24 protein-coding genes and 1 pseudogene are annotated in these 20,343 nt (G+C 68.3%); 4 read left to right on the forward strand and 21 right to left on the reverse strand.

All coding sequences use genetic code 11. The features are described 5' to 3' along the window. Both BBJ41_RS09760 and BBJ41_RS09765 read right to left on the reverse strand, forming a co-directional pair. Window positions 1–798: an ABC transporter ATP-binding protein gene (locus BBJ41_RS09760; protein ID WP_040142661.1), complete on the reverse strand. Its 798-nt coding sequence runs from the start codon at window positions 796–798 to the stop codon at window positions 1–3. Window positions 799–911: 113 nt separating this feature from the next. Next, entirely contained in the window at window positions 912–1,916 is a 1,005-nt protein-coding gene (locus BBJ41_RS09765) for an ABC transporter substrate-binding protein (protein ID WP_069747651.1), read from the reverse strand. 424 nt (window positions 1,917–2,340) lie between these two features. Between BBJ41_RS09765 and BBJ41_RS09770 the strand changes: the two genes are divergently transcribed. Beyond that, entirely contained in the window at window positions 2,341–2,526 is a 186-nt protein-coding gene (locus BBJ41_RS09770; protein WP_156814762.1) for a hypothetical protein, read from the forward strand. A gap of 17 nt (window positions 2,527–2,543) precedes the next feature. Here the strand turns inward: BBJ41_RS09770 and fliR are convergent, their stop codons facing one another. From fliR to BBJ41_RS09815, 9 genes are all read right to left on the reverse strand, one after another. Then, window positions 2,544–3,326: a flagellar biosynthetic protein FliR gene (fliR, locus tag BBJ41_RS09775; protein ID WP_069746334.1), complete on the reverse strand. Its 783-nt coding sequence runs from the start codon at window positions 3,324–3,326 to the stop codon at window positions 2,544–2,546. A gap of 23 nt (window positions 3,327–3,349) precedes the next feature. Next, a complete protein-coding gene (gene fliQ, locus BBJ41_RS09780) occupies window positions 3,350–3,622 on the reverse strand; it encodes a flagellar biosynthesis protein FliQ (protein WP_069746335.1) in 273 nt (90 codons plus the stop codon). 20 nt (window positions 3,623–3,642) lie between these two features. After that, entirely contained in the window at window positions 3,643–4,404 is a 762-nt protein-coding gene (gene fliP, locus BBJ41_RS09785; protein ID WP_069746336.1) for a flagellar type III secretion system pore protein FliP, read from the reverse strand. Between the two features lie 36 nt (window positions 4,405–4,440). Further along, complete coding sequence (gene fliO / locus BBJ41_RS09790) at window positions 4,441–4,998, reverse strand: flagellar biosynthetic protein FliO (RefSeq protein ID WP_069746337.1); 558 nt, start codon at window positions 4,996–4,998, stop codon at window positions 4,441–4,443. After that, the gene (fliN, locus tag BBJ41_RS09795; protein WP_069746338.1) at window positions 4,995–5,486 is read right to left on the reverse strand and encodes a flagellar motor switch protein FliN; all 492 of its coding nucleotides are present in this window, start codon (window positions 5,484–5,486) and stop codon (window positions 4,995–4,997) included. Before fliN ends, fliO begins: the two co-directional genes overlap by 4 nt. Beyond that, window positions 5,479–6,477: a flagellar motor switch protein FliM gene (gene fliM, locus BBJ41_RS09800; protein ID WP_069746339.1), complete on the reverse strand. Its 999-nt coding sequence runs from the start codon at window positions 6,475–6,477 to the stop codon at window positions 5,479–5,481. Before fliM ends, fliN begins: the two co-directional genes overlap by 8 nt. 22 nt (window positions 6,478–6,499) lie before the next feature. Next, complete coding sequence (gene fliL, locus BBJ41_RS09805; protein WP_069746340.1) at window positions 6,500–7,036, reverse strand: flagellar basal body-associated protein FliL; 537 nt, start codon at window positions 7,034–7,036, stop codon at window positions 6,500–6,502. Window positions 7,037–7,280: 244 nt separating this feature from the next. Continuing rightward, on the reverse strand, window positions 7,281–8,003 hold the full coding sequence (locus BBJ41_RS09810; RefSeq protein WP_069746341.1) for an LrgB family protein: 723 nt from the start codon (window positions 8,001–8,003) through the stop codon (window positions 7,281–7,283). 13 nt (window positions 8,004–8,016) lie between these two features. Further along, the gene (locus BBJ41_RS09815) at window positions 8,017–8,493 is read right to left on the reverse strand and encodes a CidA/LrgA family protein (RefSeq protein WP_069746342.1); all 477 of its coding nucleotides are present in this window, start codon (window positions 8,491–8,493) and stop codon (window positions 8,017–8,019) included. Between the two features lie 141 nt (window positions 8,494–8,634). Between BBJ41_RS09815 and BBJ41_RS09820 the strand changes: the two genes are divergently transcribed. Next, entirely contained in the window at window positions 8,635–9,561 is a 927-nt protein-coding gene (locus BBJ41_RS09820) for a LysR family transcriptional regulator (protein ID WP_069746343.1), read from the forward strand. 69 nt (window positions 9,562–9,630) lie between these two features. Here BBJ41_RS09820 and BBJ41_RS09825 read toward each other — a convergent pair whose 3' ends face one another. Beyond that, the gene (locus BBJ41_RS09825) at window positions 9,631–11,193 is read right to left on the reverse strand and encodes a DHA2 family efflux MFS transporter permease subunit (RefSeq protein WP_069746344.1); all 1,563 of its coding nucleotides are present in this window, start codon (window positions 11,191–11,193) and stop codon (window positions 9,631–9,633) included. 189 nt (window positions 11,194–11,382) lie between these two features. Continuing rightward, window positions 11,383–11,871: a MarR family winged helix-turn-helix transcriptional regulator gene (locus tag BBJ41_RS09830; RefSeq protein WP_069746345.1), complete on the reverse strand. Its 489-nt coding sequence runs from the start codon at window positions 11,869–11,871 to the stop codon at window positions 11,383–11,385. A gap of 174 nt (window positions 11,872–12,045) precedes the next feature. Between BBJ41_RS09830 and BBJ41_RS09835 the strand changes: the two genes are divergently transcribed. Next, window positions 12,046–12,330, forward strand: a complete 285-nt coding sequence (locus BBJ41_RS09835; protein ID WP_083281901.1) for a multidrug ABC transporter ATPase — start codon at window positions 12,046–12,048, stop codon at window positions 12,328–12,330. Window positions 12,331–12,599: 269 nt separating this feature from the next. Beyond that, complete coding sequence (locus tag BBJ41_RS09840; protein WP_069747652.1) at window positions 12,600–14,147, forward strand: efflux transporter outer membrane subunit; 1,548 nt, start codon at window positions 12,600–12,602, stop codon at window positions 14,145–14,147. A gap of 23 nt (window positions 14,148–14,170) precedes the next feature. Here the strand turns inward: BBJ41_RS09840 and BBJ41_RS09845 are convergent. The 8 genes and pseudogenes from BBJ41_RS09845 to gspG all read right to left on the reverse strand — a co-directional run bounded on the left by BBJ41_RS09845 (window position 14,171) and on the right by gspG (window position 20,261). Then, window positions 14,171–14,958, reverse strand: a pseudogene (locus BBJ41_RS09845) (type II secretion system protein N). Between the two features lie 35 nt (window positions 14,959–14,993). After that, on the reverse strand, window positions 14,994–15,500 hold the full coding sequence (gene gspM / locus BBJ41_RS09850) for a type II secretion system protein GspM (RefSeq protein ID WP_069747653.1): 507 nt from the start codon (window positions 15,498–15,500) through the stop codon (window positions 14,994–14,996). Then, window positions 15,497–16,855 carry a type II secretion system protein GspL gene (gspL, locus tag BBJ41_RS09855; protein ID WP_069746347.1) on the reverse strand — a complete coding sequence of 453 codons (1,359 nt, stop codon included), beginning with the start codon at window positions 16,853–16,855 and terminating at the stop codon, window positions 15,497–15,499. The genes gspM and gspL overlap by 4 nt, the downstream gene beginning before the upstream one ends. 26 nt (window positions 16,856–16,881) lie before the next feature. Next, window positions 16,882–18,024, reverse strand: a complete 1,143-nt coding sequence (gene gspK / locus BBJ41_RS09860; protein WP_069747654.1) for a type II secretion system minor pseudopilin GspK — start codon at window positions 18,022–18,024, stop codon at window positions 16,882–16,884. A 2-nt stretch (window positions 18,025–18,026) separates the two neighbouring features. Next, the gene (locus BBJ41_RS09865; protein WP_069746348.1) at window positions 18,027–18,686 is read right to left on the reverse strand and encodes a PulJ/GspJ family protein; all 660 of its coding nucleotides are present in this window, start codon (window positions 18,684–18,686) and stop codon (window positions 18,027–18,029) included. A gap of 7 nt (window positions 18,687–18,693) precedes the next feature. Continuing rightward, window positions 18,694–19,047: a type II secretion system minor pseudopilin GspI gene (gene gspI, locus BBJ41_RS09870; RefSeq protein WP_069746349.1), complete on the reverse strand. Its 354-nt coding sequence runs from the start codon at window positions 19,045–19,047 to the stop codon at window positions 18,694–18,696. 158 nt (window positions 19,048–19,205) lie between these two features. After that, window positions 19,206–19,769, reverse strand: coding sequence for a GspH/FimT family pseudopilin (locus BBJ41_RS09875; protein ID WP_069746350.1), 564 nt, complete (start codon window positions 19,767–19,769; stop codon window positions 19,206–19,208). Window positions 19,770–19,808: 39 nt separating this feature from the next. Continuing rightward, complete coding sequence (gspG, locus tag BBJ41_RS09880) at window positions 19,809–20,261, reverse strand: type II secretion system major pseudopilin GspG (protein ID WP_069746351.1); 453 nt, start codon at window positions 20,259–20,261, stop codon at window positions 19,809–19,811. Window positions 20,262–20,343 lie beyond the last annotated feature (82 nt).

The following is a 20,343-nucleotide window of genomic DNA, read 5'->3' on the forward strand; positions in this document are numbered from 1 at the left end:
TCAGCCGATCTGCACTTCTTCGCGCAGGTCGTGCCAGATGTCCTTGGAAATTTCGATGAAGCGCGCGTCGTAGCGAATCTCCGACGTGACGCGCGGGCGCGGCAGGTCGATCTCATACACGCGCTTGAGCGTCGCGGGGCGCGCGGTCAGCACGAACACGCGGTCGGCGAGCGCGATCGCTTCTTCGAGATCGTGCGTGACGAACACGACCGAGCCCTTGTTCGCGGACCAGAGCTGCAGCAGCTCGTCCTGCATCAGCGTGCGCGTCTGCATGTCGAGCGCGGAGAACGGCTCGTCCATCAGCAGGATTTCCGGCTGGTTGATGAAGGTCTGCGCGAGCGCGACACGCTTGCGCATCCCGCCGGAGAGCTGGTGCGGGTAGTGCTTCGTGAACTTGTCGAGGCCGACCTTGCGGATCCATTCCTCGGCCTGCGCATAGGCCACGTCCTTCGAGCGGCCGCGAAACAGCGGGCCCGCCGCGACGTTGTCGATCACGTTGCGCCACGGGAACACCGCGTCGGCCTGGAACACGAAGCCGATGCGCGGATCGATGCCGTCGACCGGGCGGCCCATCACGCGCACTTCGCCCGACACGGGCTTGAGCAGCCCGGTGATCAGGTTGAGCGTCGTCGACTTGCCGCAGCCGGTCGGCCCGACGATCGCGATGAATTCGCCGCGCGCGACGCTCATGCTGAAGTCGCGCAGCGCGACGGTGGCCTTGCCTTCCGGCGAAATGAAGCGGCACGACACATTGCGAAACTCGATCGCCGGTGTGCTCGGGGAAACTGCCTGGTTCATCGCATTCGTCCTGCGGGTGAGGAAAGCGTCGCGTCGTGACGCAACGCCGGGCCGGTCAGCGGGCCGGAACGGGGAACGCACGGCGGCGGGATCGCCGCCGCCGGCGCTGCAACTTACTTCGCGTTCACGAAATCGTTCGTGTAGGTGCGCGCGAGGTCGATGTGCTTGCCCTTCACCGACGGATTGAACGCCGACAGCACCTTCAGCACGGTCGCCGGGCCATCGGCCGGCATCTTCCCGTCGGCCGTATACATCGGCAGCGACGCCTTCAGCGCGGTCACGTACAGCGACTTGTCCTTCTGGTAGTCGGCCGGCATCTTCGCGGCGATGTCCTCGGCGCTGTGCGTGTGGATGAACTGCATCGTCTTCGCGAACGCGTGCGCGAGCTTCACGGCCTGCTCCTTGTGCGAATCGGCCCATGCGGATTGCACGTACAGGCTCGCAGCCGGGTAGGTGCCGCCGAGCGCGGCACGCGTGCCTTCCAGCGTGCGCAGGTCGACCAGCACCTTCGCGTCGCCCATCTTCTCGAGCGCGGACACCGTCGGCTCGGTCGTCATCCCGGCGTCGATGCGGCCCTGCTTGATCGCGGCGATGAAGCTCGCGTCAGCGCCGACCGGCAGCATCGTGTACTGCGTCGACGGCACGCCGTGCGCAAGCGCGAGGTATTGCGTGAGGAAGCTCGTCGACGAGCCGAGGCCGGTCACGCCGAGCGTCTTGCCCTTCGCGTCGGCCATCGACTTGAACGTCGGCGCGGCCTTGGTCGACACCATCTCGACTTCGCCCGGCACCTGGCCGAATACGGCGATCGCCTTCACGTCCTTGCCCTTGCTCTGCAGGTCGATCGTGTGGTCGTAGAAGCCGACGACGCCCTGCACGGCGCCCGCGAGCAGCTCGTTCTCGGCGTCGACGCCGGCCGGTTGCGACAGCAGCTCGACGTCGAGCCCTTCGGCCTTGAAGTAGCCGAGTTCCTGCGTGAGCCGCGCGGGCAGGTAGATCAGTTTCGCGATCCCGCCGACCATGATCGTGATCTTGCCGCCGTCGTCGGCGAAAGCGGGGTGAGCGGCAAGCGCGCAGCTCAGGCTGGCTGCAACGGCGAGGGTGCGCAGGATGGGTCGCATCGGGTCGTCTCCGTTCGTTGTATTCGTGTGGCGCGATGCTTGCTGCATCGTCACGACGAGTATAGGGAGGCGAAACCTTCCGCAACCTTTCGCGGGGTGGTGGTTCGGTTAGGGGTTTTCCAGCAATTGGGATAGAGAGGACAGCGAGAGGCAATCCGATATCTCCCCATTCGCTCAAATTCAAATGGAGGCAGGAGCGACCTGCAGGCCGCCCGGGCCGGATTCAACAGCGAACATGCTGCGTTTGGCAAATGTGCGAATGCGCAATTTTTTCAATGGACTTGATTGGCGCATCGGACGTGAGACGGGCGCCGTCTCGGCCAGGTCGCCAGCGCAAGCAATGCCATTAGATGGTTCCGGGTGGCCCGATTTCGGTTGATTATTTTTTGCTGCCCAAACGTCGCCCCTCAGATTGGAGAGATTCGTGATTCGATTCACCGCCGTTTTTATCGCCAGGATACTCAACACGATGGTCTATTGCGTGGCGATGCATTTCCTCAATCTCAAGTTCGCGATTCTGCCGTCCGGAACGCTCTCCGCACTGTTTGCGACGGCGCTAGGTGTGGGATTGAGCGAGTCGTTCGTATGTCTTTTCAGAAAACGCGACTGAGCGAGGCGCTCCATTCGTCAGCGCCACCCGATCAACACTCGCCCCATCGCATCGACCCCCATGTCGAACAGGTGCGACACGAACGGCACGAGGTTCGGCACCATCAGTTGCACGAGCAACAGCCCGACGAGCATCGTGACCGGAAAGCCGACCTGGAACACGCCGATCTGCGGCGCCGCACGGTTCAGGATGCCGAGCGCGAGGTTCGCGATCAGCAGCGCCGCGACCACCGGCAGCGACAGCAGCAGCCCCATCTCGAACACGGTCGCGCCGAACGCGGCGACCGTGCGCCAGCCGGGCGCGTGCAGCAGGTCGGCCGACACCGGCAGCGACTGGAACGACGCGGCGAGCGCGGCGAACACCTGCAGGTGCCCGTCCACCGCGAGGAACGCGAGCATCGCGATCGCGTTCAGGAAGCGGCCCATCACCGGCGTCGCGCCGCTCGTGTGCGGATCGAAGAAGGTCGCGAAACCGAGCCCCATCGACAGCCCGATGAAGTCGCCGGCCGCCTCGACGGCCGCGAACACGATCTGCATCGTGAAGCCCATCGCGACGCCGATCAGGAACTGCGTGACGAGAATCCAGATGCCCTGCGCGGAGAACACGGTGACGTCCGGCATCGCGCCGAGCGTCGGCGCGACGACCAGCGCCATGAACGCGCCGAGGCCGATCTTCACGCGGATGGGCACCGACGCATGGCCCACGACGGGCGCCGTCGCGACGAGCGCGAGCATCCGCACGAACGGCCACAGGAAGGCGGTGAGCCAGCCGTTGAGCTGCGCGTAGGTAACCGAGAACATCGCCGCGGGGTGCTGCGCGCGGCTCAGCCGACGCCGAGCGTCGCGACGTGCAGCAGCGTCTGCCGCAGGTAGTCGAGCATCGTCGTCATCATCCACGGGCCGGCGATCACGAGCGTCGCGGCGACCGCGAGCAGCTTCGGGATGAACGACAGCGTCGCCTCGTTGATCTGCGTCGCGGCCTGGAACAGGCTCACGACGAGGCCGACCGCGAGCGCGACCAGCAGCAGCGGGGCAGCGAGCAGCAGGCCGACCATCATCGCCTGGTGCGCAAGGGTCATGACTTGTTCGGGCGTCATCGCGCGTTTTCCTCCGCCGCTTACGTGAAGCTTTGCGCGAGCGAGCCGATCAGCAGCTGCCAGCCGTCGACCAGCACGAACAGCATCAGCTTGAACGGCAGCGACACGGTGGACGGCGACACCATCATCATCCCCATCGACATCAGCACGCTCGCGACGACCATGTCGATGATCAAAAACGGGATGAAGACCGTGAAGCCGATCTGGAAGCCCGTCTTCAGCTCGCTCGTGACGAACGCGGGCACGAGCAGCGACAGCGGCACGTCCTCGGGCCCCTGCATCGGCGCGGCCTTCGAGATCTTCGCGAACAGCGCGAGATCGGTCTCGCGGGTCTGCTTCAGCATGAAGGTCTTGAACGGCGCTATGCCGCGCTGCACGGCCTGCTCCATCGGCATCGCGCCGTCGGAGAACGGCTTGTAGCCGTCGTTGTACGCACGGTCGAGCACCGGCGACATCACGAAGAAGGTGAGGAACATCGCGAGGCCGACGAGCACCTGGTTCGGCGGCGTCGTCGAGGTGCCGAGCGCCTGGCGCAGCAGCGACAGCACGATGATGATGCGCGTGAAGCTCGTCATCATCAGCACCATCGCCGGCAGGAACGACAGCATCGTGAGCAGCAGCATCGTCTGCACGCTCAGCGAATACGTGGTGCCGCCGTGCGGGCCCGGGCTCGCGTTGAACGCGGGCAGGCCGTTCGTCTGCGCGCAGGCGAGCGCGGGGGCCAGGCAGAGGATCAGCACGGGCGCGAAGCGCGCCACGCGACGCAGGAATTCGTGTTTCATCGGAATGCGGGAACGGAAAGAGGGCGCGGCGCCATGTCAGCGGTCCTTGCCGCGACCGAGGCGTTTCGCGGCTTCGCCCGCGAGCGCGTCGCGAAACCGCGAGCCGAACGTGCCGGGCAGCACGCCGTCGGGCGATGCGGCGCCGGCGGGCGCGTCGACCGGCGCGGTGGCCGAAGGCGAGCCGGCCGGCAGCGTATGCAGCAGTCGCACGTTGCCCGGCGCGACGCCGAGCACGAGCCAGGTATCGCCGATCTCGACGATCGTCGCGCTTTCCTTCGCACCGACCGCGACGCTCGACACGACCTTCAACGGGCCGCCGCGCCGCGCGGGCTGGAAGCCGAAACGGCGCGCGAGCCACGCGCACGCGAATACGAGACCGATCACGACCGCGAGCCCGACGAGCGTCTGCAGCACCGCGCCGAAGCCGAGCGACGGCGCGGCCGAACCGACCACCACGCTCGACGCGATCGCGCCGGCGTGGTTCACCGCGTTCATATCGGCGGCGCAGGCAAGCGACACGCCGAACGAAGCGGCGACGGCAAACGCCGCCGCGATCGCACGGCGCACGCGGCGGCCGGGCTGCGCGAAGCTCATCGATTCAGCTTCCGGATGCGTTCGGCCGGCGTGATGATGTCGGTCAGGCGAATGCCGAACTTGTCGTTGACGACCACGACCTCGCCCTGCGCGATCAGGCAGCCGTTCACGAGCACGTCCATCGGCTCGCCGGCGAGGCCGTCGAGCTCGACGACCGAACCCTGCGCGAGCTGCAGCAGGTTGCGGATCGCGATCTTCGTGCGGCCGAGCTCCACGGTCATCTTGACCGGGATGTCGAGGATCATCTCGATGTCGTTGTGCGTCGAGCTCGCCGCGGCCTTCGACAGCGGCTGGAACACGCCGGCGCCGGTCGCGCCCGCCTGTACCGGCTGCTGGTTCTGCTCGGCGAGCGCGGCGGCCCAGTCGTCCATGCCCGGATCCTCTTCCGCGGCGGCCGGCGCCGCCTGTGCGTCGGCGGCCGATGCCGCAAGAGCCGCGTCGGCGATGGCTTGCGCGTCGTCCTCGGGCGTCTGGTTCAGCTCACTCATATCCACCTTCCTTCATCGTGTCGCCCGCGCTGATCATCTTCTGCACGCGCAACGCATATTGACCATTGAAAATTCCGTAGCCGCATTCCATCACCGGCACGCCATCGACCTTCGCGGTGATCGTGTCGTCGATTTCCAGCGGCAGCACATCGCCCGCGCGCAGGTTCAGGATCTTCTCGAAGGTCGTCGGGACCTCGGCGAGATTCGCGGTCAGCTCGACCTCGGCGGCCTGCACCTGCTGCGACAGCACGCGCACCCAGCGGCGGTCGACTTCGAGCGCCTCGCCCTGGATCGGCGAGCTCAGCACGTCGCGGATCGGCTCGATCATCGAGTACGGCATGCAGATGTGCAGCGTGCCGCCCGTCGGCCCGAACTCGATCGAGAACTGCGTGACGATCACGATCTCGTTCGGCGTCGCGACGTTCGCGAACTGCGTGTGCATTTCAGAGCGCACGAATTCGAACTGCAGCGGCCGCACGCTCTTCCACGCGGCCGTGTAGTGCTCGAACACGAGGTTCAGCAGCTTGCCGATGATCCGCTGCTCGGTCGCCGTGAAATCGCGGCCTTCGACACGCGTGTGAAAGCGCCCGTCGCCGCCGAACAGGTTGTCGACGACGAAGAACACGAGGTTCGGGTCGAACACGAACAGCGACGTGCCGCGCAGCGGTTTCACGTGCACGAGGTTCAGGTTCGTCGGGATCGGCAGGTTGCGGGTGAACTCGCTGTACTTCTGCACCTTCACCTGGCTCACGGAGATTTCCGCCGTGCGCCGCATGAAGTTGAAGATGCCGATCCGCAGCAGGCGCGCGAAGCGGTCGTTGATGATCTCGAGGCCGGGCATCCGGCCGCGGACGATCCGCTCCTGCGTCGCGATGTTGTAGGGGCGGACGCCCGATGTGTCGCGCTGCTCGTCGACTGCATCGGTTTCGCCCGTGACGCCCTTGAGGAGGGCATCGACCTCCTCCTGGGACATGAACTCCTGGTGGCCCATGCGCGCTCCTTTCGCCGTCGCGTTACTGGACGACGAATTCGGTGAACAGCACGTCGTCGACCTTCGCGCGCTGGTTGCCCGGCTGCGTCGGTTGTTCGATCAGGTCCCGCAGTTCCTTCGCGAGCGAACGTTTGCCGTCCGGTGTCGCGAGTTCCTCGGGATGCTTGTTCGACAGCGCGAGCAGGATCCGGCTGCGGATCTCCGGCATCCGCGCGGTCAGTTGCTCCTGCGCCTTCGGGTCGGTGAGCTTCAGCGACAGGCCGACGCGAAGGTAATGCTGCGCGCCGTCGTCGGACTGCAGGTTCACGGTCAGCGGGTCGAGCGGGAAGAACACCGGCGCGGCAAGCGGCGCCGGCTCGGCGGGCGCGCTCGCATGGCCGACGCCTTCCTTGCTCAGGAACACGTACATGCCGCCGGCGGCGGCCGCGGCCGCGCCCAGCGCGATGACGGCGATGAGCGCGATGCGCTTGAACTTGCCGGACGAAGCCGGCTTGTCGGCGGTCGGGTTTGCGGTCGTGGAGGCCATGTGAATGCGTGCGTGATGTCTCGTAGCATGCATTGTTCGGCATCCGGGCCGAGCCCGATGGGCGGAAAAGAGGGGGGATTTGCGGCTATCTCAGCCGATTGTCGGCCGGGTGTCGGCCCGATGCAGGGTTGGGGGAAGCGGAAACGGCCGCCGGGCCTGCGGCCGGGAGGCGGCAACGGTACGGGCGGCGGTGCCGCTCCCGCTTGCTGTGCGGGGCCTGCCGCGCCGACGAGGACAGGCACGATCGCGCCGGGCTGCGCCGACGCCCGCCGCGCAGTCAGATCGGCAACAGCGTCAGCAGCGGCGCGATCAGCACCATCGCGACGCCCGCGATCATCATCGTGAGGCTCGACACGACGCCTTCCTCGCTGCCGATCTCGCGCGCCTTCGCGGTGCCCACGCCGTGGGCGGCCGCACCGAACAGCGCGCCGCGCGCGAGCCGCGTGCGCATCGGCACGAGCGCGAGCACGATCTCGCCGAGCAACATCCCGATGATGCCGGTCGCGATCACGAACAACGCGGTGAGGTCCTTCGGCGCGTGGATCTTGTCCGACACGGCGAGCGCGAACGGCGTCGACACCGAGCGCGTCATCAGCGAGCGCTGCAGTTCGGGCGACAGGTGCAGCAGCTTCGCGAGCAGCAGCGACCCGCACACGCCCGCGCCGATCCCGACCGCGACGCCGACCGACAGCGACAGCCAGTGGCGGCGGATCAGGTCGCGATACTCGTAGATCGGCACCGCGAACGCGATCGTCGCCGGGCCGAGCAGCCACATCAGCCAGCGCGTGTCGCGGAAGTAGACCGAATAAGGGATGCCGGTCAGCACGACGAGCAGCACCAGCACGCCCGGCACGAACACGAGCGGCGAGAACAGCAGCGTCTTCTTGTACGCATAGAGCCGCTTCGACGCGAAATACAGCACGACCGTCAGCACGAAGCAGCCGAGCGAAATCGCGGTATTCACGTGGTCGGCAGGCAGATTCGACAGCAGCGCAAGCATGTTCGGCTCCCGCTCAGTGGGCGGAGGCGGCGCTCAGGCGCGCGCGGCGGCGTTCAGCGAACACGCGCTGCGCGGCGAGCCGGCGCTCGAGCTTCGCGGCGAGGTCGACCGCGACGGCCACCGCGACCATCACGAACGCGGTGCCCGCGAGCATGACCAGCGCGATGCGCCAGCCGTCCTCGCGGAACAGCCCGCCGTACTGGACGGCCGCGACGGCGGCCGGCACGAAGAACAGCAGCATGTCGGACAGCAGCCAGTTCGCGCCGTCCTTCACCCACGCGGGCGCGACGCGGCCCGAGAACAGCAGCACGAGGAGCACCGCGAGTCCGATCACGCCGGACGGAATCGGCAGCCCGATCATCCGCACGGCCCAGTCGACCGCCAGCCACAGCGCGCCGAGCGCGGCGGACTGCAGCACGATCCGGCCCGTGCGCGTCATGCTGCCCGGCTCGGCGGGGCGGGCGGCGGCAACAGCGGTCGGCTTGTTCATGGCAGGCTCCATACAGATTTGTTTCATCGATGGTGTGAGTATAGGGTTTCCCCTAACCATAAATAAAATGACTTGTCTCTATCCTTCATATTCCAATTCGGAATTCTCTTTTGATCGTTGCACCAACTTGGGGAGACATCGATGGAATTGCGCGCGCTGCGGTACTTCGTCGAGGTGGTCCGCCAGCAGAGCTTCACCGCGGCCGCCGACCGGCTGTTCGTGACCCAGCCGACCATCAGCAAGATGGTGAAGGCGCTCGAGGACGAGATCGGCTCGCCGCTGCTGCTGCGCGACGGCCGGCAGATGGTGCTGACCGACGCGGGGCGGATCGTGTTCCAGCGCGGCCAGGACGTGCTCGCCGCGCAGGCGCAGCTGCAGTCGGAGCTGAACGATCTCGGCACGCTCGGGCGCGGCGAACTGACGATCGGCATCCCGCCGCTCGGCGGGTCGCTGTTCACGCCGATCATCGCCGCGTACAAGCAGCGCTACCCGAACATCGAGCTGAAGCTGTTCGAGCAGGGCGCGCGGATGATCGAGGCCGCGCTGATGACGGGCGAGCTCGAGCTCGGTGGGCTGCTGGAGCCGGTCGATCCCGGCACGTTCGAGCGGCTGCCGATGGTGCGCGCGCCGCTGTGGCTCGTCGCGCCGCGCGAGTCGCGCTGGGAGGAGCACGCGACCGTGCCGCTCGCGGATCTCGCGCGCGAGTCGTTCGTGTTCTATGCGGAAAGTCTTGCGCTGCACGACGCGGTGCTCGATGCGTGCCGGCAGGTCGGCTTCACGCCGTCGATCGTAAGCCGCAGCGGCCACTGGGATTTCATGGCCGCGCTCGTGCATGCGGGCGTCGGCATCGCGCTGCTGCCCGAGCCTTACTGCCGGCGGCTCGACGTGGGGCAGTTCACGTGCCGGCCGATCGTCGAGCCGGAAATCACGTGGGCGATCGCGCTCGGCTGGCTGAAGAAGGGCTACCTGTCGCATGCGGCGCGCGCATGGCTCGACGTCGCGCGGGCGACGCTGCCGGTCGCGCCCGGCGACGATCTCGCGTTCGGCGGATTGCGGGCGAGGGAGTAATGCCCGCGACGCCGCGCGATGAAGCGGAAGAGACGGAAGAGGCAGGCGCAACGGCCGCCCGCCGCAGGCTCAGTGCCCCATCGCCGGCCCCGCGCCCTTCTTCGGCTTCGTGATCCACACGAGCGCCGCGAGCGCGATGAACATCCCCGCCGACAGGTGGAAGAAGTCGTTGGTCGCCATCATGAAGCCCTGCTGTGTGACGAGCTGGTTGAGCTGCGCATTGGCCGTCTGCCCGACGATGCCGAGCTGCGCGAGCGCACCCTGGTAGTCGGTCGTGTTCTGCGCGTAGATGCTGACCGACTCCGACAGCCGCGCATGGTGGTAGATCGCGTCGTTCTCCCAGAACGTCGAGCTGGCCGCGGTGCCGATCGCGCCCGACAGCGTGCGCAGGAAGTTCGACAGCCCCGACGCGCTCGCGAGCCGCTCGTCGGAGATGCTCGACAAGGTGATCGTCGTCATCGGCACGAAGAAGCACGCGACGCCGATCCCCTGCACGAGCCGCGGCAGGATCACGTGGTTGAACGGCACGTCGAGCGTAAACGTCGCGTTCCACAGCGACACGCCCGCGAACACGATGAACGCGAAGCTCGCGACCATCCGCAGGTCGAGCCGGTGCATGTTGCGCCCGATCAGCGGTGACAGCACGAGCGCGAGCAGCCCGACCGGCGCGGTCGCGAGGCCGGCCTTGCCGGCCGTGTAGCCCATCACCGTCTGCAGCCACAGCGGGAAGATCACGACCGAGCCGAAGAACGCCATGAAGCCGAACGAGATGATCAGCGCGCCGAGCGCGAAGTTGCGGTCCTTGAACAGCGACAGGTCGACGACGGGCTCCTTCTCGGTCGCCTCCCACACCAGCATGAACGCGAGCGACACGACCGCGATCAGCGCGAGCGCGACGATGAACGACGAGTTGAACCAGTCGCGGTCCTTGCCGAGGTCGAGCATCATCTGCAGGCACGACACGCCGATCACGAGCAGCGCGAGGCCGATCGCGTCGATCCGCTGCTTCGACGTCTTCGTCTCGCGGCCGCGCAGCAGGAGGTACGCGCAGGCCGCCGAGAAGAGGCCGATCGGCAGGTTGATGTAGAAGATCCACGGCCACGTGTAGTTGTCGCTGATCCAGCCGCCGAGGAGCGGGCCGAAGATGGGCGCGACGATCACCGTCATCGCCCATAACCCGAGCGCGAGCCCGCGCTTCGCGGGCGGGTAGCTGCGCATCAGGATCGTCTGCGACAGCGGCACCATCGGCCCCGATACGAGCCCCTGCAGCAGCCGGAACGCGATCAGCGTCTCGAAGTTGGTCGCGAGGCCGCATAACGCCGACGCGATCGTGAACGCGAGCACCGACAGCGTGAACAGGCGCACCTCGCCGACCCGCCGCGCGAGCCAGCCGGTGAGCGGCACCGCGATCGCGGACGCCACCGAATAGGACGAGATCACCCACGTGCCTTCGCTCGTCGCGACGCCGAGGCTGCCCGAGATGGTCGGCACCGCGACGTTCGCGATCGACGTGTCGAGCACTTCCATGAAGGTGCCGAGCGCAAGCCCGACGGTGAGCAGCGCGAGCGCGCCACCGGAGAGCGGGGCGGGCCCGGCGGCGGGGGAGGCGGCGGATGCCGTGGTGGCGGACATCGGAATCTCCTAGACGCGGCGCGCGCGACGCGCCGGCGCAATGCACGGGCGCGCAACGCAGCGCGGCCCGGCCGGGTGGAACGGAAAAGGGAAAAATCGGGAGAAACAACAGAGCGCGTGCCTTGTCATCTTCTGCCCAGACAGAGAAATAAGCGAATGCTTAACCTAGACATGGGGCCTCCGCGCGCCTCAGCAGTCCGCTTCGTCAGGCTTCGGGCAACCGGACGTGCCGGGCCCGTTGGCGATGAAGCGCTGCAGCAGGCCGGTGAGCGTCGCGAGTTCGTCGGCCGAGAAGCCGTCGAGCTGCGCGTTGAGCGCGGTCGCGATCAGCGACGGCAGCGCGCGGGCCGCTTCGGCGCCGCGCTCGGTCAGCGTCAGCTCGATCATCCGGCGGTCCTGCTCGCTGCGCGAGCGCGCGACCAGCCCCTTGCGTTCGAGCCGGTCGAGCATCCGCGTCATCGAACCGCTGTCGTACGACATCTTGCGGGACAGCTCGAACGGCGTGCTTGCATAACCGCGCGACAACAGCAGGATCACGCCGATCTGCTGCGCGGTGAGGTCGAGCGGCTCGAGCGCACGGTCCATCCGCTCGACGAGCGCCTGCTTCGCCTTCGACAGGTAATAGCCGAGGCTCGTTTCCAGCGCGATGTTCTCGGGATCGTAGAGGCCGCCGGTCATTCGATTGCGCGCGCAGCAATAGTGCGTTTCGGATTTAAACGCGCCCAGTATCTTGAAAAATGATTGCTTAGTCAATATTATTTGAGGCAACCAGTTACGACGTGCATGTTGCACTGCCGGAGACTATGTTCTGACCGATTCGCCCGCGCTGCCGGGCACCCGAGGATGTTCGCGATGCTGTTCCTGAAAAATGCCGCCGGCGCGCTGCGCCGCAACCTGACCGATACCGCTCATCATGTGTTTTCCGGGCCGCACCGCGGCTGGAAGATCGCGTTGTACGTGACGATGCTGGTCGTGCCTGGCGGCTCGCTCGCGGCGCTCGGGTTCGCATGGTTCGATCATCGCCGGCAGCACAACGCGAAAGGCGGCGCCCGCCGCACGAGCCAGCCGGCCGCGACGGAACCGTCGACATGGCGCCCCGCCGCCGAACCCGTCCCGATGCCCGTGCGCTGCCACTGACGCCGCACCGTTCCCGCCATTCCGATTGACCGCCGGCCGCGCCTCCCGCGCCTCCCGCGGCGGCCGTCGCGCGCCTGTCTCGCCGCAAGCGATCCGTAATGGCCGGTAAACCGGCTGCTCGCGCCGGTAACACATTCCTGTCGCCGCGCGCCGTACCCTTAGGGCTGCGCAGCAACCCCACCGTCAGTTACCATTTGTCCGCCAGCGGCATGACGACCGCATCGCGCGACGCCGCTCGCCGGCCGTCGCGCCCAGACAGGAAAACCACGATGCCGTACGCCTCCCTCCCGCGCGCCCTTCGCCCGCTGAGCGCCGCCGTCGCCGTTGCGACGGCCGTGCTGCTCGCCGGCTGCGCCGTCGGGCCCGACTATCACCGGCCCGACACGTCGATTCCCGCCGCGTTCAAGGAAGCGCCGGCCGGCTGGAAGGTCGCGCAGCCCGCGGACCGCACCGACCGCGGCGCGTGGTGGGCGGTCTACAACGATCCGCAGCTCGATGCGCTGATCGGCAAGCTCAACGCATCGAACCAGACCATCGCACAATCGGCAGCCGCCTATCGGCAGGCGCGCGCACTCGTCACCGAGGCCCGCGCCGCGTATTTCCCGACCGTCGGGCTGACCGCATCGGGCTCGCGCGCACGCACGCCGCGCACGTCGCTGTCGTCCGGCTCGTCGTCGTCGAGTTTCGGCAGCGGCTCGTCCGGATCGATCAGCAACAGCTACAGCGTCGGCCTCGACGCGAGCTGGGAACCCGACCTGTGGGGCAAGGTAAGCCGCACCGTCAGCGCGCAGCGCGCCGGCGAAGCCGCCGCCGCGGCCGATCTCGCGAACGCGCGGTTGTCGCAGCAGGCGCTGCTCGCGCAGACCTATTTCCAGCTGCGCACGTCCGATGCGCTGCAGAAGCTGCTCGACGACACCGTGAAGTCGTACGAACAGTCGTTGAAGCTCACGCAGAACCAGTACGCGCAAGGCGTCGCCGCGCGCGCGGACGTGATCCAGGCGCAGACGCAGCTGCAAAGCGCGCAGGCGGCGGCGATCGACAACGGCGTCGCGCGCGCGCAGTACGAACATGCGATCGCGACGCTGATCGGCGAACCGGCGTCGACCTTCTCGCTGCCGGTGAACCCGCTCACGGCCGAGCCGCCGATCACGCCGGTCGACGTGCCGTCCGCGCTGCTCGAGCGCCGGCCCGACATCGCGGCCGCCGAGCGCCGTGCGGCCGCCGCGAACGAGCAGATCGGCGTCGCGATTTCGGCATTCTTCCCGACGCTCACGCTCTCGGCCACCGGCGGCGTGCAGAGCTCGGTGTGGTCGCAGTTGTTCACGCTGCCGGCGCGTTTCTGGACGGTCGGCCCGCAGCTGGCGGCCACGCTGTTCGACGCGGGCTTGCGCGCCGCGCAGACCGACGCTGCGCGCGCGACCTACGACCAGGATGTCGCCGCGTATCGCCTCGCGGTGCTCACCGCGTTCCAGGATGTCGAGGACAACCTCGCGTCGCAACGCATCCTCGCGCGCGAAATCGACGTGCAGCGGCAGGCCGTCGACAGTGCCGAGCACGCGCTCGCGATCGTCACGAACCAGTACAAGGCCGGCACGGTCGCGTACCTGAACGTGCTGACCGCGCAGACCACTGCATTCACCGCGCAGCAGAAGCTCGCGACGATCTCCGGGCAGCGGATGACGTCGTCGGTCGGGCTCGTGAAGGCGCTCGGCGGCGGCTGGGATGCGGCGGACATGGCGCGCGAGAACGGCGGCATGGCGGCGCCGGCACCCGTGCCGGCGTCCGGTGCGGCCGCCACGCCGCTCGCGCAGAAGTAAAAAAGGAAGGGGCGACGCGCGCGTCAGCGCGTCGCGTCGCCGAAGATCAGCGACACCTCGTTGTTCCCGATCGGGTGACCGAGCAGGTTCAGCAGCCCCGCGAGGTTCGCCTGCTGCTCGGGCGCCGCATGCGCGGTGCCGCGGAACGATCCCTGGCCGGGGCCGAAGTTGCCGTGTCCGTCGAGGAACAGCGGGCCCTGCGTCGTCGACAGGTCGAGATCGGCACCCGCACCCTTCGCCTGCAGCACCGCGCGGTACGAACCGAGCGGCTTCACGCGCGACACGCGCGAGCTCATCGAGTCGATCGTCACCGTCAACTGGCCGAACGCGTTGTTGCCGATCAGGCGCCAGTCGGTCCAGCCGAGCCGCACGTCACCCTGCAGGTCGAGCGTGTTGAACGGCGTGCCGAGCCCCGCGAGCAGCGACGCGGGCACGGCCATCGCGCCGGCCGACAGCACCGCGCCGCGCCACGTCGCATCGAGCGTGACGGCGTCGGGCATCGCCTCGGTCTGCCGCATGCGCATCTGCACGCGCCCGGTCAGCAGCGGCCAGAAGCGCGTGGTCCATTCGACCCGGCCCGGCAGCAGCGTCGCCGCGCTCTGGTCGGCGCCCGGCGCGAGCATCAGCGTGCCCGAGCCGTGCCACAGCGACCCTTCCGGATCGACGAGATTCACGTGAGCGCCGGTCGCCCGCGCGAACTGCGGCGCGATCCACGCAGCCGGCGCGAGCGCGACGAGCGTCACCGCCGTCGCCAGCCCCCCGCCAGTACCCACGGCAATACGGCGGCGAGCCGCTTCGTCCACGGCCTCATCGGCCGACCGCCACTTGCGTCATCCACTGCGTCATTTATTTCTGTACGGAAGGTTGCATCACGGCCGTCAGGTCGACCTGACCGTCTTCCTTCAGCGCGGTTGCATGCGCCTCGCCGACCTGCACCTTGAACTGCTTGCGGGCATCGTCGAGCCACTGCGTCCACGCCGGGAACGACGCGTTCTTCATCTGGACCTGCACGCCGTTGCCAACGATCTGCACCTGCGCGCCCTGCAGCCCGTGATCGGACAGCGACGCGGTCAGCGCGTCCTTCAGTGCGAGCCCGGTCGGCGCGACGCCTTGCGCGGCAGCCGTCAGCGACTTCGCCTCGTTCGCCTGCGCGGTCATCTGCGCGAGCTCGCGGCGCATCGTCGGCAGCTCGCGCTGGATTCGCGCGCGGCCTTCCTGCGCAGGCGACCACAGCACCGAATACGCGATCACGACCGCCAGCAAGGCGCCGCCCCAGCCGAGCAATGTCTTCTCGCGCTGTGAGCGCTCACCCCAGAACTGGGCCAGCGTCTGATTCAGTTGTTCCGTTTTCATGAGCGGCTCCGGATCGTCCATTTGCCCGTGTTGCTGTCGACTTCGCCGGACAGTCCGTTACGCGCGAGGCGCTGCGAGAAATCGGGATCGACCTTGACCTCCGGCTTGAAGCCGACGTCGAGCCGCCGGTCGTGATAGTCGAGCGACGCGATACCGTTCAGCGGCAGCGCGCCCATCGAGCGCGTCAGCCCGCTCGACAGCGCGAGGAAATCGTTCGGCGACAGCTCGCCGGCCGCCAGGCGCAACTGGTCGAGCTGGCGCTGCATCTGCGCGGGCGGATCGAGCACCGTCGTCGTCTTCGGGAACGCGGACAACAGCGTCTCGGTGATCTGCGCGGACAGCGCATCGCGCTCGCGCGACAGCTTCCACCAATGCAGGTTCATCCCGATCACCGCGACGCCGAGCGTCGCCGCGACGAGTGCGAGCGGCACGCGCAGGCGCTTCACCGTCGCGCGGTCGAAGCGCCATGGCTGCGACTCGAATTCGAACTGGCACAGATCGAAAGGCTCGGTGAGCGCGCGCCGTGCGAACGCGTCGAACGACAGCGGCACGGCGCCCGGCAGCAGCGGGCCGTCGGTGCGGCCCACCGACGCGAGCCGCGGCTCCGCACCCGGTTCGCCGAGCTCGTACAGTTCGACGGCGCCGCCGCCCGCGAGCGCGGCAAGCGTGCCGGCCGCGCGCGACGCGGGCGCCGCGAAGCCTTCGCCGAGCGCGCCGCGCGCGACGGCGAGTTCGAGGCGCGGGGCACCGGCCGCGGCCGGCAGCGCACCCGCCTCGACGAGCACCGGTTCAACCGACGCCGCGAGCCCCAGCACCGCGGCGACCGCAGGCGGGTGAGCGGGCGGCTCGACGGCCTCCATGATGGCAGCGTCACCATCGGCCGGTGCGGTCGACACCGTTTCGGCCGGCGCGCGCGGCGCCGGCAGGCAGCGTGTCGCGGGCACGGCGCTCAGGTGCCGGTGGCCGGCCGCTGCGAACGCTTCGCAGATCGTGCGAAACCACGCGCGGTCGACGATGGCCAGCACGCGGCGCCCGTCGGGCAGCGCCGCCGGATCGAGCGCGATATGGCAGCCGAGCGGATCCTGGATCAGCTGATCCTCGACGATGTTGGGCAGCGCCTGGCGCAGCTTCGGACCCTTGAGCGGCGGCACGGCCGCGGCCAGCAGCAGCACGTCGCGCGCGGCGACGATCAGTACCGTCGCGTTCGCGCGCGGCAGCAGCGCGAGCGCGGCACGGCCCGCGCGCTGCACGTGGCCGGCCTTGTCGACGAGCGTGAACGGCAGCTCGGGCCACTGCCATTCCTGCAACGGCACGGCAGGCTCGCGCGGCGGCAAAGAAACAATCAACGTGCTCACAAGAGCTCCTCTCCCGATTGGCGTCGTTATAGCTGGTCGCGGATACGCACGACCCGTGTCGAGTGCGTGGTCGGATCACGATACACGAGCGACGTGCGGTCTACCTCCGCGCGGTCGTGCTGGATCCGGCCATGCACGATGAAATAACTCGAATTGACGTCGACGAGGCTCGAGTCGATCGCCACGTTCGGCGGCGCACCGGCGCCGCGCAGCGCGAGCTGCACGTCGCCGACGTTGCGGAAAAACACGGTCTCGCGGCGCGATACCAGCGCCTGCGCGGACGACACGCTCATCCCCGGCACGAGCGCCGCGATCACCTCGGCCGGCGCGGTGTTCATGTTCACCGGCGTCGTGGTCGGCAGCACGGTGACGAACGGGCGCAGCCGCGCGACCATCTCGGGCGTCACGCCGTCGACGTCGAGCAGGCTGTCGACGCCCGTCATCATCAGCGGTGCCGGTCCGCGGTCGCCGCCGGACATGCCGGGATCGTCGGTAAAGCCGCTGCCGCCGCCCTGGTCGGTGGTGACCGGCGCGATGGCCGGCGCCGTGCCGCCGCCGCCGGGCAAGGTCGGCATCTGGAAGCGCGTCGCCGAATGCATCAGGCCCGCGCGCACCTGCAGCGCGATGCGCTTCGCAAACGCACCGTCGAAGCCGAGCGTCGTCAGCAGGCGCTGGAAAGCCTGGAGCTGCGTGACGTTCAGCTGCAGCACGCCGGGCGCCGGCGACGCCACGAGGTTGCGCAGGTTGAACTTCGCCTGTGCGTCCTCGATCGAGCCGGAGATATAGGTGTCTTCGCCGCCGTTGTCGTTCGGCGCGCCGATCCGGCCGAGGAAATCCGACAGCTTCGTCTTCGCGATCGGCACGCCCCAGATCCCGCCGAGATACGTGATGCCGGGCGCCGTGTCGCCTTCGGAGCGCAGGATCATCCGCGTCCAGTCGAGCGCGCCGCGCGCGACCCACTGCGCCTGCGCGATCACGCGCTGGTTCTCGATGCGGCGGATCTGCACCTGCTGGCGCCACAGCATCCCCGATACGAGGATCGCCGACAGCGCGACGACGAGCAGCGCCGTGATGATCGCCGCACCACGCTCGCGGCCGCGCGCACGCACACGCACGGCGGCACGAGCGGCGTTCGTCGCGCGAGGAGGGTGAGGAGGGCGCGCGCGCATCGTCATTCCCCGACGAGGAAGATGCGCGTGACCGGCACGCGCAGCGACGTCGCGCCGATGCTGACCTGCAGCCCCGTCACCGCGCGCGCCGGCGGCGCGTTGCCGATCTGCGGCACCTTGAGCGCATCGTTGTTTTGCGCGAGCGCTTCGTCGGCCGTCTGCAGGTTGGTGGTCCAGCCCACGCGCGGCACGTACAGCTTCGCGTCGATCGCGCCGACGCCGCCCATCAGCGCGACCCAGCTCCAGCCTTCGACGCTGCCGTCCTTCAGCATGCTGCGCAGCCGGTTCGCGTCGTCGATCGGCGGCGACGCATAGCGCACGACGCGCCCGCCGGCGATCCGGTAGCGGACCACCTGCAGCCGCGGCGCGGCGCCCGGCACCTCGAGTTCGCGGACGATCTGCAGCGTATTGCCGGCGACGCCGATCGCCGGCTGGCCGGCTTCGTCGTCGGTCGCGGCGAGCCGCGCGTCGATGCGCATCTGGTCGAACATCTGCGCGAAGACGCGCTCGTCTTCCATCGCGGACGCGACCTTGTCGCGGCCGCGCATGATCTGGTCGAGCCCGCGCCACGCGAGAATCGCGACCACCGCGAGGATCGCGATCGCGATCATCAGCTCGATCAGCGTGAAGCCGCGGGCGCGGCGGGCGGACGGGCGTCGCATCGGCGCGTCAGAGCGGACGGCTGGTTTCATTCGCGACCACCGTCACCATCTGCGCGAGCACGCCGGCATGCCCGGGCGCGCTCACCGACACCCGGACGCGCCGGAACACGGGATTCGGCGTGGTGCTCACGCGCTGCGTGCAGACGAGCTGCACGTTGCCTTGCGAACAGTCGAAGCTCTGCTCGCCGATCTCCGGCCACGCATGCGTGAGCCGCAACTGTGCGAGTGCGTTGTCGGCGCTCCAGCCGGCCAGCAGCCGGCGATGCAGATCGGAAGCGTTGGTCGCCATCGTGCCGACCGCCCGGATCGACGCGGCGAGTGCGACCGCGATGATCGCCAGCGCGACGAGCACCTCGATCATCGTGAAGCCGCGCGCCGCAAGAAGTCGCCTTGGGGCGCACGCGCCGGGAAAACCGGACGCAGGCCGGTTTTCGCAGGAAGCGTCCGGCCCCGCAGGACATTTCGTTGCGGGGCTGGGATGCGATGCGGGAACGGGGAAGGGCACGCGACGACGCATCGTCATTGCACCTCGTAGCGGCCGTTGCCGGTGCCGACGATCGTCGCGCTGCCGGCCGCCGAATGCAGCGTCACGCGCACCGGCGTGTCGATGCTCTCGGTACCGAACACGACGCGGCTCGCATGCGTGTCGGAGCCCGGGTAGTCGATGTCGGCGCCCGTCACGCCGCCGTCCCAGTCGCGCGGGCGCAGCAGGTCGTCGCGCAGCGTGCGCCAGCCGTCAGACGAACTCACGTCGAAACGAAAACCGTGCGCGGTCGGTTGCCACGCGATCGGACGCGCGCGCACCTGCGCTTCGTCGCCGGCGGTCTCGAACAGCAGCGCGATGCGTTGCGCTTCTTCGCGCAGGTCGGTGCGCGGATTGCGCGTCAGCGACAGCGACGCGAGCGATACGAGCAGCCCCGCGATCACGAGCACGACCAGCATCTCGAGCAGCGTGAAGCCGCGCGCGCGTCGCCCGCCGTGCTTCATCGGCCCGCCAACGGCATGCGCCGATACGGACGGCGCCGCGCCGCGATGCGCACGGCAATCGCGGCCGCAGCGGGAAGTCGTGCGAATGGCGAGCATGAAGAGCCGGAACGAAGCGTCTTGACGATCAGCGCCGGCTTATTGCCACGAACCGATGTCGGTATCGTTGCCTTCGCCGCCTTCCTTGCCGTCGGCGCCGTAGCTGAACACGTCGATCTCGCCGTGCACGCCCGGGTTCAGGTACTTGTAGCCGTTGCCCCACGGATCGTTCGGCAGGCGCTCGAGGTAGCCGCCGTCCTTCCAGTTGTTCGGGATCGGATCGGTGGACGGCTTCTGGGTCAGCGCGTTCAGGCCCTGCTCCTGGGTCGGATAGCGGCCGTTGTCGAGACGGTACAGTTTGAGCGCCTGCATGATCGTGCCGATGTCCTGCTTCGCGGCGATGCGGCGTGCCTCGTCCGGGCGGCTCATGATCTTCGGCACGATCAGTGCCGCCAGGATCCCGAGGATCGCGACCACCACCATGATCTCGATCAGCGTGAAACCGCGCTGACGACGCACGGCCGCGTTGCGGCGAGTGATCCACGTTTGCATGACTGACTACCTCTTTCCAAAAAAATGTCGTCGATTGAGTGACGCACCCCGTGCGCCCGGACGATTACCTGACGGCAACCTT

Origin of the sequence: Burkholderia stabilis, from assembly GCF_001742165.1 — a bacterium.
GTDB classification, from domain to species: Bacteria; Pseudomonadota; Gammaproteobacteria; order Burkholderiales; family Burkholderiaceae; genus Burkholderia; species Burkholderia stabilis.

Bases quoted from the DNA above. Each gene is read 5' to 3' on its own strand.
- fliM (WP_069746339.1), bottom strand. From the start codon at position 6,477: ATGGGCCACCAGGAGTTCATGTCCCAGGAGGAGGTCGATGCCCTCCTC.
- BBJ41_RS09820 (WP_069746343.1), top strand. From the start codon at position 8,635: ATGGAATTGCGCGCGCTGCGGTACTTCGTCGAGGTGGTCCGCCAGCAG.
- gspI (WP_069746349.1), bottom strand. From the start codon at position 19,047: ATGATCGAGGTGCTCGTCGCGCTGGCGATCATCGCGGTCGCACTCGCC.
- fliP (WP_069746336.1), bottom strand. From the start codon at position 4,404: ATGAAACACGAATTCCTGCGTCGCGTGGCGCGCTTCGCGCCCGTGCTG.
- fliO (WP_069746337.1), bottom strand. From the start codon at position 4,998: ATGAGCTTCGCGCAGCCCGGCCGCCGCGTGCGCCGTGCGATCGCGGCG.
- gspM (WP_069747653.1), bottom strand. From the start codon at position 15,500: ATGAAAACGGAACAACTGAATCAGACGCTGGCCCAGTTCTGGGGTGAG.
- BBJ41_RS09865 (WP_069746348.1), bottom strand. From the start codon at position 18,686: ATGCGACGCCCGTCCGCCCGCCGCGCCCGCGGCTTCACGCTGATCGAG.
- BBJ41_RS09825 (WP_069746344.1), bottom strand. From the start codon at position 11,193: ATGTCCGCCACCACGGCATCCGCCGCCTCCCCCGCCGCCGGGCCCGCC.
- fliQ (WP_069746335.1), bottom strand. From the start codon at position 3,622: ATGACGCCCGAACAAGTCATGACCCTTGCGCACCAGGCGATGATGGTC.
- fliN (WP_069746338.1), bottom strand. From the start codon at position 5,486: ATGAGTGAGCTGAACCAGACGCCCGAGGACGACGCGCAAGCCATCGCC.
- BBJ41_RS09840 (WP_069747652.1), top strand. From the start codon at position 12,600: ATGCCGTACGCCTCCCTCCCGCGCGCCCTTCGCCCGCTGAGCGCCGCC.
- BBJ41_RS09830 (WP_069746345.1), bottom strand. From the start codon at position 11,871: ATGACCGGCGGCCTCTACGATCCCGAGAACATCGCGCTGGAAACGAGC.
- fliL (WP_069746340.1), bottom strand. From the start codon at position 7,036: ATGCATGCTACGAGACATCACGCACGCATTCACATGGCCTCCACGACC.
- BBJ41_RS09835 (WP_083281901.1), top strand. From the start codon at position 12,046: ATGCTGTTCCTGAAAAATGCCGCCGGCGCGCTGCGCCGCAACCTGACC.
- fliR (WP_069746334.1), bottom strand. From the start codon at position 3,326: ATGTTCTCGGTTACCTACGCGCAGCTCAACGGCTGGCTCACCGCCTTC.
- gspK (WP_069747654.1), bottom strand. From the start codon at position 18,024: ATGCGCGCGCGCCCTCCTCACCCTCCTCGCGCGACGAACGCCGCTCGT.
- BBJ41_RS09810 (WP_069746341.1), bottom strand. From the start codon at position 8,003: ATGCTTGCGCTGCTGTCGAATCTGCCTGCCGACCACGTGAATACCGCG.
- BBJ41_RS09765 (WP_069747651.1), bottom strand. From the start codon at position 1,916: ATGCGACCCATCCTGCGCACCCTCGCCGTTGCAGCCAGCCTGAGCTGC.
- BBJ41_RS09875 (WP_069746350.1), bottom strand. From the start codon at position 19,769: ATGCTCGCCATTCGCACGACTTCCCGCTGCGGCCGCGATTGCCGTGCG.
- BBJ41_RS09760 (WP_040142661.1), bottom strand. From the start codon at position 798: ATGAACCAGGCAGTTTCCCCGAGCACACCGGCGATCGAGTTTCGCAAT.
- gspG (WP_069746351.1), bottom strand. From the start codon at position 20,261: ATGCAAACGTGGATCACTCGCCGCAACGCGGCCGTGCGTCGTCAGCGC.
- BBJ41_RS09815 (WP_069746342.1), bottom strand. From the start codon at position 8,493: ATGAACAAGCCGACCGCTGTTGCCGCCGCCCGCCCCGCCGAGCCGGGC.